General features: G+C 63.0%; 13 protein-coding genes. 9 read left to right on the plus strand and 4 right to left on the minus strand.

Annotated elements, in window-relative coordinates; all coding sequences use genetic code 11:
- The first annotated feature begins 34 nt into the window (after positions 1-34).
- Positions 35-808: an exodeoxyribonuclease III gene (locus E4631_RS13855; protein WP_133659293.1), complete on the plus strand. Its 774-nt coding sequence runs from the start codon at positions 35-37 to the stop codon at positions 806-808.
- Positions 809-949: 141 nt separating this feature from the next.
- Here the strand turns inward: E4631_RS13855 and E4631_RS25930 are convergent, their stop codons facing one another.
- The gene (locus E4631_RS25930; RefSeq protein WP_166648219.1) at positions 950-1774 is read right to left on the minus strand and encodes a T9SS type A sorting domain-containing protein; all 825 of its coding nucleotides are present in this window, start codon (positions 1772-1774) and stop codon (positions 950-952) included.
- On the opposite strand from E4631_RS25930, the gene E4631_RS25935 reads away from it, so the two are divergent.
- Together E4631_RS25935 and E4631_RS13865 are read left to right on the plus strand one after the other, a co-directional pair.
- Positions 1763-1984, plus strand: coding sequence for a sigma 54-interacting transcriptional regulator (locus tag E4631_RS25935; RefSeq protein ID WP_205704241.1), 222 nt, complete (start codon positions 1763-1765; stop codon positions 1982-1984). The genes E4631_RS25930 and E4631_RS25935 overlap by 12 nt on opposite strands.
- A gap of 15 nt (positions 1985-1999) precedes the next feature.
- On the plus strand, positions 2000-2287 hold the full coding sequence (locus tag E4631_RS13865; RefSeq protein ID WP_133659295.1) for a hypothetical protein: 288 nt from the start codon (positions 2000-2002) through the stop codon (positions 2285-2287).
- Positions 2288-2612: 325 nt separating this feature from the next.
- Here E4631_RS13865 and E4631_RS13870 read toward each other — a convergent pair whose 3' ends face one another.
- Positions 2613-2993 (minus strand): T9SS type A sorting domain-containing protein, encoded by a 381-nt coding sequence (locus E4631_RS13870; protein WP_133659296.1) that lies wholly within the window; start codon positions 2991-2993, stop codon positions 2613-2615.
- 140 nt (positions 2994-3133) lie between these two features.
- Here E4631_RS13870 and E4631_RS13875 point away from each other — a divergent pair, with 140 nt between their 5' ends.
- The 4 genes from E4631_RS13875 (at position 3134) to E4631_RS13890 (ending at position 6596) form a co-directional block, all read left to right on the plus strand.
- Complete coding sequence (locus E4631_RS13875) at positions 3134-4294, plus strand: NAD(P)/FAD-dependent oxidoreductase (RefSeq protein ID WP_240734906.1); 1161 nt, start codon at positions 3134-3136, stop codon at positions 4292-4294.
- Positions 4295-4457: 163 nt separating this feature from the next.
- Positions 4458-5570: a type III polyketide synthase gene (locus E4631_RS13880; RefSeq protein WP_133659297.1), complete on the plus strand. Its 1113-nt coding sequence runs from the start codon at positions 4458-4460 to the stop codon at positions 5568-5570.
- A gap of 188 nt (positions 5571-5758) precedes the next feature.
- A complete protein-coding gene (locus E4631_RS13885) occupies positions 5759-6037 on the plus strand; it encodes a hypothetical protein (protein WP_133659298.1) in 279 nt (92 codons plus the stop codon).
- Between the two features lie 103 nt (positions 6038-6140).
- Entirely contained in the window at positions 6141-6596 is a 456-nt protein-coding gene (locus E4631_RS13890) for a macro domain-containing protein (RefSeq protein WP_133659299.1), read from the plus strand.
- A gap of 7 nt (positions 6597-6603) precedes the next feature.
- Here the strand turns inward: E4631_RS13890 and E4631_RS13895 are convergent, their stop codons facing one another.
- Complete coding sequence (locus E4631_RS13895; protein ID WP_240734908.1) at positions 6604-7320, minus strand: methyltransferase domain-containing protein; 717 nt, start codon at positions 7318-7320, stop codon at positions 6604-6606.
- Between the two features lie 168 nt (positions 7321-7488).
- Between E4631_RS13895 and E4631_RS13900 the strand changes: the two genes are divergently transcribed.
- A complete protein-coding gene (locus tag E4631_RS13900; RefSeq protein WP_133659300.1) occupies positions 7489-8367 on the plus strand; it encodes an NHL repeat-containing protein in 879 nt (292 codons plus the stop codon).
- A gap of 2 nt (positions 8368-8369) precedes the next feature.
- Here E4631_RS13900 and E4631_RS13905 read toward each other — a convergent pair whose 3' ends face one another.
- Positions 8370-9584: an NAD(P)-dependent oxidoreductase gene (locus E4631_RS13905; protein ID WP_133659301.1), complete on the minus strand. Its 1215-nt coding sequence runs from the start codon at positions 9582-9584 to the stop codon at positions 8370-8372.
- Positions 9585-9818: 234 nt separating this feature from the next.
- On the opposite strand from E4631_RS13905, the gene gcvP reads away from it, so the two are divergent.
- Positions 9819-12743: an aminomethyl-transferring glycine dehydrogenase gene (gcvP, locus tag E4631_RS13910; protein WP_133659302.1), complete on the plus strand. Its 2925-nt coding sequence runs from the start codon at positions 9819-9821 to the stop codon at positions 12741-12743.
- Positions 12744-12803: the final 60 nt, after the last annotated feature.

A 12803-nucleotide genomic window follows, 5' to 3' on the forward strand; every position in this document is an offset into this window, starting at 1 on the left:
TCAAACCAGGAATCAGAAACCAAGAACTTATAAAATGAAAATCGTTTCTTATAACCTCAATGGCCTGCGCTCGGCGCTGAGCAAGGGGCTGCTTGACTGGGTAGCGGCCACCCGGCCCGATGTGCTGTGCGTGCAGGAGATAAAGGCCGGCACTACCCCCCTCGACGTGAGTGGCTTGGTTGCGCTGGGCTACCACGCCTACCTGCACCCTGCCCGCAAGCCGGGCTACAGCGGCGTGGCCACCTTCAGCCTGACTGAGCCTAAGGCCGTGGTAATGGGCTGCGGCGAGCCGCTATATGATGAAGAAGGCCGCGTGCTGCGGCTCGATTTTGAGCACGTATCGGTGCTGAATACCTACATGCCCTCGGGCACCAGCGGGCCGGTGCGGCAGGCATTTAAGGTGGCGTGGCTTCACTGGTTTCGGGCCTACGTGGCGGGCCTGCGGCTCGATGCAACGGTACCGCCGCTCGTTATTGGCGGCGATTTCAACTGCTGCCAAACGGCCATTGACCTGCACAACCCCAAAGCCAACCAGAACAGCCCCGGCTACACCCCCGAGGAGCGCCAGTGGTTCGGTGAGCTGCTAGCCGATGGCTACCTCGACTCGTTTCGGCAGCTGCACCCCGAAGCGCCGCACCACTACTCGTGGTGGAGCTACCGGGCCGGCTCGCGGGCGCGCAACGTGGGCTGGCGCCTCGACCACCTGTTGCTCGACCAGGCGCTCGCGCCCCGCCTGCGCGGGGCCGGCCTCTGGCCCGACGCCGTGCACTCAGACCATTGCCCCGCCTGGGTCGAGCTGGCCAGCTAGCGAGGGGGTAGGGCCCGAACGACAACGCCCCACGGCTACCAAAGCCGCGGGGCGTTATTATTTGCAGAAAGGGTGAGAAACGTGGCGAGGGCTTGAGGTGGCTATTAGGGGCCGGCTGTTAGGTGCTGGTTGCTAGATAGCTTAATGACCAGCTACGACCAGCCGCTGCGACGCTACTGCGTGGCCAGCTTCATCGCGCAGCACTACGTGGTAGAGGCCCGCGACCAGGCCGGCGGCGTGGATGGTAGCGGCCGCCGGCCTGGCCTCGCCACCTACTACGTGGCTGCGCAGTAGCTCACCCACGCCCGAGTAGACGCTAACCGTGTAGCCGGCGGCCAGCGTGGTGCTAGTGCCCAGCGTTACTTCCTGGGCCGTGGCCGGGGCGGGGTTAGGATAAAGCGTGAAGCCCGCCTGCACCGGAGCCGCCGCCAGCACGGCCACGGCCGAGAGGGTAGTGTGGCCGTCGATATCGACCTGGCGCAGACGGTAGTACAGCGTGCCCGCCAGGGCGGCAGCAGCAGCATCGCGCAGCGCATAGGTGTGGCGCGCAGTGCTGGTGCCAGCGGCAGCTACCTGCCCGATGGCGGTGAACCCTTCGGCCGGATTGGCCGAGCGCTCTACTACAAAGCTGGCGCTGCTTTGCTCGGTGGCCGTAACCCAGCTGATTTCGGCGGTGCCCGCGCCCGCCAGGCGGCGCACGCCAAAGCTGGTTAGCACCACGGGCAGCGGCCCGGTGGGCGCTACGATGCTGAGCGAGCCGTTTGAGTTGTCGGTAAAGGCGTAGTACACGTCGGTATTGCTAGCTACCGAGGCCAGGCCGGCAATCTGAATACCTACTTTGCTGAAACTCTTGGTCGTATTGAAGCTGATGGTCTGGCGGCCATCGGGCAGCAGGTTAGCTTGCAGCAGCGAGGAGCCGTTGGCCAGCCAGTGCCTTTTGATGTGCGGCTGGTAGTGGCCACGCACTGCAACCTGGCCACCGAGGTGCAGGCCGGGCGCTTTCGCGAAGACTTGTACTACCGCCTGCTGGGCCTGCCTATTGAACTGCCGCCGCTCCGCAACCGGGGCGACGATATCCTGCTGCTGGCCGACTCCTTTGCCCAGAATTTCAGCAAGCTCAACCAATTGCCCTTGCGGCCCCTGAGCGCGGCCGCCCGCCGCTGCTTGCTGGAATAGGCCTTTCCGGGCAACGTGCGCGAGCTGAAAGCGATGGTGGAGCTGGCCGCCGTGCTAGCCGACGGTGAGCGCATTGAGGCCAGTGACATTCCGCTGCAAGCCATACTGGCCAAAACGCCGGCCGCGGCGCCACCGCCGGCGGCCGATGCCACGGCCCTGGTTTTAGCCTCATTGCGCGAGCAAACGCTGGCGATTATGCAAACCAGCCTCCTGGCTTACGAGGGCGATGTAGTTGCTGCCGCCAGCCGCCTGCGGGTGGGCCGCTCTACGCTGTATCGACTCATTCAGAGTGGCCATTTGTAGCTGCCCTAGGCCGGGCGTTTTGAAATGCCCGAATTTTACTGTAACCCTACCCCCCTCCGTGCGGTTAAAAGCAGCATGATGGCCAGATGACCAGCCATCTTCCTTTTCACTTGTCCTTAGAATTTTATGTGGTACGTATTTTTTGCCCTGGTTTTGGCTACGGCCCTTCTTGCTCTTGATACCGCTCGTAAAGTGCGCAACATGGTGAGCCCTGAGCTTGTGCCGGCCCGCTAGACAGGCCCGCGCCAACGGCTTAGTTGCCATAAAAAAAGCAGCCGTGAGGCTGCTTTTTTTATGGGGTAGCGGTGAGCTGTAGACCAGCTTATTACCGAATTACGAGTTTGCAGAGCTGGCTGGCATTATCGGCCTCTATCTTAACATAGTACAGGCCATTGGCGAAACGGCTCAGGTCAAGCGTTTTGGTGAAGCGCTCGTTTAGCTCCGTAAGCGATTCGCGATACATGATGGTACCAATCACGTTGAGCACCGTTACTTCTACCTTACGCCCTTCGAGGCCGCTGATGGTGAGGTGCACGATACCCGTGCTGGGGTTGGGGTACACTACCAGCGTATGCTCATCCAGGGTAGGGCGAACGATAGTTTGGTGGAGGCCGTTGACGGCCGCAGTGGGCCCCGGCGGCACACCCGCAAACGCCAGGTTGAGGCTGGCCAGCCAAAGAATAGCAAATAGTAAGGGTTGTTTCATAATCCTGTCAACCAGAACACAGTAGCTGGGTGGGATGAAAGTTAACGACTAACTTGTGTTTTGGTTTCGCAAAAGTACGGCCGCTCGCGGGTTGCATTACCTTAGATTAGTCTAATACCGGGATTTTTGCCGGCTAACCAGTGATTTTACCCGACAATTCTTCTAATTATCTTCCTGGCGCCCGCGTTTTAGTGTTGGGTGGCGGGCTGGCGGGGCTGGCGGTGGCGCTCGACCTGGCCGGGCGGGGGCACCAGGTGGCGGTGGTGGAGCGGCGGCGCTACCCCTTTCACCGCGTGTGTGGCGAGTACGTGAGCAATGAGGTGCTGCCCTACCTACGCCGGCTGGGGGCCGACCCGGCGGCGCTGGCCCCGGCGGCCATCCGGCGGTTTGGGCTGTCATCGCCGGCCGGGCGCACGCTGGCCAGCCCGCTCGATATGGGCGGCTTTGGGGTAAGCCGCTACCAGCTCGACGAGTTTTTATACCAAAAAGCGCTGGCAAAAGGCGTCGAATTTATCTTTGCGACCGTGGCCGATGTGGCGTTTGACGCGGCCACCGACCAGCACCGCGTGGCCCTGGCCGATGGCCGCCAGCTGCTGGCCCCGCTGGTGCTGGGCACCTACGGCAAGCGCAGTGCCCTCGACCGGCAGCTGGCGCGGCCGTTTTTCAGCCAGCGCTCGCCCTACCTTGGTGTGAAGCACCACCTGCGCCTGCCCGGCTTTGCGCGCGACGTGATTGAGCTGCACAACTTTCGGGAGGGCTACGCGGGCATTTCGGCCATTGAAGACGACAAGCTGTGCTTCTGCTACCTCACTACGCGCACCAACCTGAAGGCAGCGGGCGGCAGCATTGCCGCGATGGAGCACAAGGTATTGGCCCGCAACCCCTTGCTGGCTGATATCTTGCGCAATAGCGAGCGCTTATACGCCCAGCCCGAGGTTATCAACGAGATTTCCTTTGCCCCCAAGCAGCCCGTAGAGCAGCACCTGCTGATGGTGGGCGACGCGGCCGGGCTTATCACGCCGCTGTGCGGCAATGGCATGGCAATGGCCATCCACGGCGCGGCGCTGGCCGCCCCGCTGGCCGACCGTTTTTTGCGCGGCGAGCTGCCGCGGCCGGCCCTGGAGGCCGCCTACGGGCGGGCCTGGCAGCGGCAGTTTGGTACGCGCCTGCGAGTGGGGCGGGCCGTGCAGGGGCTGTTTGGCGGGCCGGTGTTGAGCGAGCTGGTGGTAGGCAGCCTGCGGTACTGGCCCGCTGCCGTGCGCACGCTGATGCGGCAAACGCACGGCGCGGAGTTTGGGTAAAACCCGCCGCCTACCCCGCCGTACTAGAGAGTAGTGCCCGCCAATCGGGCCGCGCCTTCGTATGTAAAGGCCGACCAGCTTCGTGCGCTGGTTGGCTCTTTTTTTGATACTCCCCGCCCAGCGCGGTGGTAGTGCGTAAACTTGCTCTTCTAATTTTCCCCCAATGCCCAGTTACCTGGGTGCCATCGGCACCGCTACCCCCCCGCATCGCCTTACCCAGCCCACCATTGCCGGTTTTATGGCGGAGGCGCTGGAACTGGACGCGGACGGGACGCGCAAGCTGCGGGCGCTGTACCGGGTATCGGGCATCGAGCACCGCCACTCGGTGCTGGCCGACTACGGCCGCGACAACGGCGCCTACGAGTTTTTTCCCAACACGCCGGGCCTGGAGCCGTTTCCGAGCGTGGGCCTGCGCATGGCGGCCTACCGGCGCGAGGCCCTGCCCCTGGCCCTGGCGGCGGTGCGCGACTCGCTGCGCCAGGCGCCGGGCATTGAGGCCAACAGTATCACGCACCTCATCACGGTGAGCTGCACGGGCATGTACGCGCCGGGGCTCGATATTGAGCTGGTGGCGGCGCTGGCCCTACCCCCCTCGGTGCGCCGCACGTGCGTCAACTTCATGGGCTGCTACGCGGCCGTGAATGCGCTGCGCCTGGCCAACGACATTTGCCTGGCCAACCCCGCCGCGCGGGTGCTGGTGGTGAGCGTGGAGCTGTGCACCCTGCACTTTCAGAAAAGCCACGACCCCGACCACCTCATAAGTAATGCGCTGTTTAGCGACGGGGCGGCGGCCTGCCTGGTACTGGGGCAGCCGCTGCCGGGCCCTACCCCCTGCCTGGGGCTGCAAGCCTTTCACTGCGGCCTGGCGCCCGAGGGCGTGCAGGACATGGCCTGGCATATCGGCGACTTTGGCTTCGAGATGACGCTTTCGGGCTACGTGCCGGCGCTGATTGAGCGCGGCATCGGGCAGCTCACGGCCGACTTGCTCCAGGACTTGCCCGTGCGCCGCGAGGATATCCGGCACTTTGCCCTGCACCCCGGCGGCCGTAAAATACTGGAGGCCATTGAGAAAGCGCTGGGCCTCAGCCGCGACGATAACCGATACGCCTACCAGGTGCTGCGCGACTACGGCAACATGTCGTCGGCCACGGTGCTCTTCGTGCTGCGCGAACTGCTGGCCGCCACTACCCCAGCCGACAACGGCGCCCCGGTGCTCAGCTGCGCCTTCGGGCCGGGCCTCACCATGGAAGCCATGCTGCTGAAGATTTGCGCGTAGCGGCGGCGAAGCTGTTACTGCTTCGAGGCCGCTAGCTGGTGGCGCGGCGCCGGGCCAGCCAAGGTTAACCATGCTACCTGGCAACAGATTGGATTCCTTTTCGTTAATCAGGCAGGCGGCCCTTTGCCGGGCGGCCCTGCCTCAGCAGACTTCTCGCCGGGCCGCTACCCCACCCAGCCTCTTTTCTTATGCGTATTTTACCCTCCGCGGCGGCCTTATGGCTGCTTAGTGCCTTGGCTCTCAGCAGTTGCCAGTCTGACAATGCACCTGTGGCCAACGACCTCAATTCCAGCAACCCCGAGGTGGCCACCCAGGCCCGCAAAGTGCAGGAGTTGTTGACAGAGGTAGACCGCCAGAAGGCCGTTATCGAAGCCGACAAGGCCAAGCTCACCGCCATTGAGCAGCAGCTCGAAGGCTCGCGCCAAAACCTGGACGGCTTGAAAAAGCAGGTGCAGGCCACGCCGTAGGGGGGTATGAACTAATGCCCTGCGCGAAAGCCCGGTAAGGCACGAAAACCACTGTGCGCCAGCAGCTTTAAATTGCCGCAGAAATGCTTACTGCATCGCTCGTATGCTAACAGAAAAGGGAGATTTAATTCAAAAGGCTGTTGCCGGTGAGTTCGATGTACTTGTGCACGGCTGCAACTGCTTTTGCACGATGGGCGCTGGCATTGCCAAGACTGTAAAGCAGGCTTTCCCCGCGGCCTATGAGGCCGACCTGACTACCATCGCAGGTGATAAAAACAAGTTGGGCAGCTATTCAGTGGCCCAAGCAACCACCAAGGGCAAACCGCTCACAATACTCAACGCCTACACGCAATACCACTGGCGTGGGTCAGGCCGCAAAGTCGATTATGACGCCGTCAGGCAAGTATTTCGACAAATAAAAAAGAACTTTTCAGGAAAGCGGATTGGCTATCCCGCAATTGGCGCGGGCTTAGCAGGCGGCGACTGGTCGGTTATCGCTGCCATTATTGAAGTGGAGCTGGCGGGTGAAAACCACGTCTTTGTAGAATGGGAGAAGTAGCCATTGTCTACTCACCAGCACTGCCAGCTACTACCACCTGCCACCGAAAGGCCCAGCACCAACGCAACGAATACTCGGTGATGCCCGCCTGAGCCAGCAGGCGCTGCCAGTCGCGGCGCGAAAAGGCGCGGGCCACCGAGAGCGGCGCATCGTTTTGCACCAGGCGTGAGCCGCCGAACAGGCGCGTTAGATATTTGATACTGTAGTAGGCCAGCGGGTGGCGGTGCAGGTCGTTAATGACGACGGCCACGCTAGCCTGGTGATGCCAGCGGCGCAGCAGGTCCACCAGCTCGGCATCGGTGAAGTGGTGGCAGAAGAGGCTGGCCGTGAGCACATCATAGGGCTGGGCCGCAAATTCGGGGCTGAAGATGTCGACCTGCTGGTAACTGATTTCGGGGTAGGCCAGGCTTTTGGCGCGGGCATAGTCGAGCATGAAGGCATTGGCGTCGACGCCCGCCAGCGCCATCCCTACCCCCTGCCGCCGGGCCCAACGCGCCACGTGGCGCAGGGTATCGCCGCCGCCGCTGCCGAGGTCGGCCAGGCGCAGGGGGCGGCCGGCCGGGAAGCGCGGGCGCAGCCGGGCCAGCGCCGCCAGCACCGGCCGGTAGCCGCCGAGCCAGGTATTGATGGTTTCCAGCTCGTCGAGGTTTTGCCGCAGCTCATCGGTGGCGAGCGACAGGTCATCCATCAGCTCGAGGGTAGTGGCGCGGGCGCTCAGGTTCATGGGGCAAAGGTGGGTAGGAGATGCAGAAAATATCCGTTAAATCCAGTCAAAACCCGGCTTAGTTATTAAACGGGGCCACATTATTAACTTTTTTTATAATAAAACCAATAACTAATAGAAACCAAAGCGTATCCTTGTGCTGTATCTTGCTCACCCATCCCCACACTCATGTTCCTTGCCAACACCTTACTAGCTGCTGCCTGGTTGTCAGTGGGCCTACCCCACGGGCCTACCCGCCCCGTAGTGGCGCGTGCCCCACATTGCACGCTGCCGGGGGAGAAATTTGGCTACCCCGACGGCGTGGCCGTGGCGCCTGACGGCACGGTATACGTGGTGGATACCGACAGCACCATCCTGAAAAAAATAAGCCCGACCGGCGAAGTGACCCGGCTGGGCGCGGGCAGCCTGGTATATCCCACCGGGGTAGCCCTGGCCCCCGATGGCACGGCCTACGTGGCCGATGCCGGCAACCATAGCATCGTGCGCATCGGGCTGGGCGGCGAGGTATCGCGGCTGGCCAGCCGGGGCCTCGTGTATCCGGCGGGCCTGGCACTGGGGGCCGACGGCGCACTCTACATCGCCGATGCGGGCCGCGAGCCGGGCAGCGGGGCCGTCTTTAGGCTGAGCCTTACGGGCCGGTTGCAGTCGCTGGCCACGGGCCTGCACAAGCCCAGCAGCGTGGCCCTGGCCACCGACGGCACGGTGTACGTAACTGATACCGAAATCAATAGCATCATCAAAATAAATTCTCTTGGTGAAGTATCGCCGGTGGCCGGTGGGGAGTTCAATAAGCCCCGCGGCCTGGCCGTGGGCGCCAACGGTGCGGTGTACGTGGCCGACACCTACAACAACCGCGTGCAGCGCATCGACGCCGCGGGTACCGTTACGACGATAGCCAGCGGCTTCAATTACCCTTCGGGCATTGCCATAGACCGCGCCGGCGTGGTTTACGTGACCGACACGGGCAACGGGATGCTCAAGAAAATCAATCCTACGGGCGTGGTTATGCTGCTGCCCGAGCTGGTTGGCGCCACCCGCCGGCCCTAAGCTTACGCCACGTAATCGGCGAGGTAAGCGAAGCGGGGTTGTAGCCGCCCGCCCGCCGCAATGGTGGCCCGCGCCAGCACGCCGGCCGGGTCGCCGGCCACAAGGGGGGGTAGCACCTGGTCGAGCAGCTGCCGGCTGAAGTCGCGGCTGGCGTTGCGGGGCAACTCGCAGGGCAGGTTGTCCACGGCCATCACCGTAATAGTGTTGGGTTGCGAATAAGGCGCCACCAGCGCGCCGGTGGCCGGGTCGTAGTCGAAGGCCGGCTCCTCGATAGTGGTGCTGCGCTGGGTGAGCGGAATGGAGCCGTTCACGTCGCAAGTCACGTCGGCAACGGTATCTATTTTGAAGTCAGGACTTTGCGCATCGGCCTCAGTGAAGAGGCGCGGGGCGGCCGGGTCCCAGTAGGCGCAGGCAATGAGCAGGTCGGTCACGGGCACGTACTTAGCAAAGGTCGATTCGTAGGCCGCCGGCTCGTGGTGAAAATTGGCCGTGTCCCACACCCGGCCGTCGCGGCGGCGGTTGTAGTCCGAGCTGCGCAATTGGGTGTACACCGGCTCGTTGAAATCGAGGTAGAGGTAGTCGTACACGCTCACCCGCCGGATGCCCATGCGGCCCAGCACCTCCAGCGCGCCCTGCGCCACGCGGCCCGAGCCGGTGATGGCAATCTTGATGGGGGGTAGGCGCTTCACCTTGAAAAACTCTTCCTCCATATCCTCCATGTCCACGCACTGCCAGGCCGGCTTCAGGGCAAAAAGCCCGTGCTTGAGGCCGTAGGTGAGCAGCCCGTTATAGGCCCCCACGATGCCCGCCCAGTGCCCAAAGGCCACCACACGCTCGCCGGCCGCGTTGGTCAGCAGCTCGTAGTCGATGAGCGTAATATCCTTTTGCAGAATGGTTTGCAGCAGCACGCGGTTGCGGGGCTGCTGCTTGATGGTGTGCGAGAAGAAGAAGTACGTCTTGCCGGCCAGCAGCCACTCCACGGGCACCTCCTTCACGCCCAGCAGCACGTCGCAGGGCGTCATATCCTCCTGCACCTCCAGGCCGAGGTCGCGGTATTCCTGGTCTGAAAAGGCGCGGGTGGGGCTGGGCTGCACCCGCACGCGCAGGCCGGGGTAGGCATCTTGCAGCTCCACGCACTTTTTGGGCGTGAGGGCCACGCGGCGGTCGGGTGGGGTGCGGCCTTCGCGCAGCAGGCCGAGGAGGGTGGGGTGGGGCATAGGAGGGCAAGGACTTAAAAGAACGTCATGCTGAGCTTGCCGAAGCATCTCTACCGCTTCAGCCGCACCGTTTAATGAAGCGGTAGAGATGCTTCGGCAAGCTCAGCATGACGTTCTTTTAACCAAAAAGCTTGGTAGTAATGCCCCAAAACTACGCCCCTACCCCCGACCAAACCGGGCTTACCTTTGTTAAGGAAAAAGTCGCCTCCTTCTCCCCTACTCCAGCCCACGTGTATGTCGTTTAAATTCAAGCCCGCCGACGTGTTTGAAACCCGCCACAACGCCCCCGATAGCGCCAGCCAGCAAGCCATGCTGCACGCCATCGGGGCAGCGGATATGGCCCAGCTCATCGCCGAAACGGTGCCCGCCGCCATTCGCCTGCCCCAGGCGCTGGCCCTGCCACCAGCCCTCAGCGAGCGCCAGTTTCTGAAGCGCTTCAAGCAGATTGCCGGCCAGAACAAGGTGTATAAGAGCTACATCGGCCTCGGCTACCACGATACCACCCTACCCCCCGTTATCCAGCGCAACATCCTGGAAAACCCCGGCTGGTACACCGCCTACACGCCCTACCAGGCCGAAATCGCCCAGGGTCGCCTGGAGGCGCTCATCAATTATCAAACCCTGATAATTGACCTCACCGGCCTGCCCATCGCCAACGCCAGCCTGCTCGACGAGGCCACCGCCGCCGCCGAGGCGCTGCACATGCTGCACTCGCAAACCAAGAAGAAAAACGCCACCAAGTTTTTCGTGTCGGAGCAGGTGCTGCCCCAGACGATTGACGTGCTGCGCACCCGCGCCACGCCGCTGGGCATTGAGCTGGTAATCGGCGACCACCGCACGGCCGACCTCAGCGACGAGGCTTTCTTCGGCGTGATGGTGCAGTACCCCGGCGCCAACGGGACGATTTTTGACTATAAAGAATTTATCGCCAACGCACAGACCAACAACCTGTTCGTAGTAATGGCCGCCGACCTGCTGGCTCTCACGCTGCTGACTTCGCCCGGCGAGCTGGGCGCCGACGTGGTGGTGGGCTCGTCGCAGCGCTTTGGCGTGCCGATGGGCTTTGGCGGGCCGCACGCGGGCTTTTTCTCGTGCAAAGACCAGTTTAAGCGCATCATCCCCGGCCGCATCATCGGGCAGAGCGTGGACGCGGCCGGCAACAAGGCCTACCGCATGGCCCTGCAAACCCGCGAGCAGCACATTCGGCGCGAAAAAGCTACTTCCAACATCTGCACCGCGCAGGTGCTGCTGAGCGTGCTGGCCGGCATGTTTGCCGTGTACCACGGGCCGAAGGGCATCCGGCAGTTTGCCGTGAACACGCATTTATTCGCCCAGATTCTGGAAGCCGAGCTGAAAGCGCTGGGCGTGGAGCAGCTTAACAGCCACTACTTCGACACGCTGAGCCTGCGCATGGAAAGCCATGAGATGCAGCAAGCCATTAAGAAAGAGGCCGAAAGCGCGGGCATCAACTTCCGCTATTACGAGGACACGCTGGTGGGCATCAGCCTGCACCAGAACGTGGAGATTGACGACGTGCGCGACATCGTGGACATCTTCGCCAAAGTGCTGGGCAAGGAAGTTGCTACCCCCGCCGCCCCTACCCTCGACGCCGACCTGACCCTGACCTGGCCCGACAGCCTGCAGCGCACCAGCGAGTACCTCACGCACCCGGTCTTCAACACGCACCACGCCGAGCACGAGCTACTGCGCTACATGAAGCAGCTCGAAAACAAGGACCTGAGCCTCGCGCACAGCATGATTCCGCTGGGCTCGTGCACCATGAAGCTGAATGCCACGGCCGAGATGATACCCGTGACCTGGCCCGAAATCGGCCAGCTGCACCCCTTTGCCCCCGCCGACCAAACGGTGGGCTACCAGCAGATTATCCGCGACCTGCAAGCCTGGCTGTGCGAGGTAACCGGCTTTGCGGCCGTGAGCCTGCAGCCCAACTCGGGCGCGCAGGGCGAGTACGCCGGCCTGCTGGCCATCCGGGGCTACCACCTGAGCCGCGGCGACAACCACCGCACGGTGGCGCTCATTCCGGCCTCGGCCCACGGCACCAACCCCGCCTCGGCCGTAATGGCCGGCATGCAGGTAGTGGTGGTGAAAAGCACCGACGACGGCAACGTGGACATGGACGACCTGCGCGCCAAAATCGCGCAGCACGCCGACCGCCTCAGCTGCCTCATGGTCACCTATCCCTCGACCCACGGCGTGTACGAGGAGACGATTATCGAAATCTGCGAGCTCATTCACCAGGCCGGCGGCCGGGTGTACATGGACGGCGCCAATATGAACGCCCAGGTGGGCCTCACCTCGCCGGCCGCCATCGGCGCCGACGTGTGCCACCTCAACCTGCACAAAACGTTCTGCATCCCGCACGGCGGCGGCGGACCAGGGGTAGGCCCCATCGGCGTAGTGGCCGACCTGGAGCCTTACCTGCCCGGCCACGTGGTAATACCGGTGGAAGGCCGCACGAGCGGCGCAGTTTCGGCAGCGCCGTGGGGCTCGGCCAGCATCCTGCCCATCAGCTACGCTTACATCTCTATGATGGGCGGCGACGGCATCACGCGGGCTACGGAAATAGCCATTCTGAACGCCAACTACATCAAGGCTCGCCTGGAGGCGCACTACCCCGTGCTCTACACCGGCGCGCAGGGCCGCTGCGCCCACGAGATGATTCTGGACTGCCGCCACTTCAAAAAGGCCGGCATCGAGGTCGAGGATATTGCCAAGCGCCTGATGGACTACGGTTTCCACGCGCCCACGGTGAGCTTCCCGGTAGCGGGCACGCTCATGATTGAGCCCACTGAGAGCGAAAGCAAGGAGGAGCTGGACCGCTTCTGCGAGGCCATGATTGCCATCCGTAAGGAAATCACCGAAGTGGAGGAAGGCCGCGCCGATGCCAAGGACAATGTGCTGAAGCACGCGCCGCACACCGCCGCTACCGTGCTCGTGCACGACTGGGTGCGCCCCTACTCGCGCGAGCAGGCCGTGTACCCCTTACCCTATGTACGCAACGCCAAGTTCTGGCCCAGCGTGAGCCGCATCGACTCGGCCTACGGCGACCGCAACCTTATCTGCTCGTGCACCCCGCTGGAAGAATACGCCGACGAAGTAGAGCAGATGGTCCCGGCCGATAAAGGCCCGTCTTATTAATGCGAGGTAACGCGGACTGAAAGTCCGCGTTACCTCCCGAAAAAACGCCCGGTTGAGCAC

This window comes from Hymenobacter sp. UV11 (assembly GCF_004684095.1).
Classification (GTDB): domain Bacteria; phylum Bacteroidota; class Bacteroidia; order Cytophagales; family Hymenobacteraceae; genus Hymenobacter.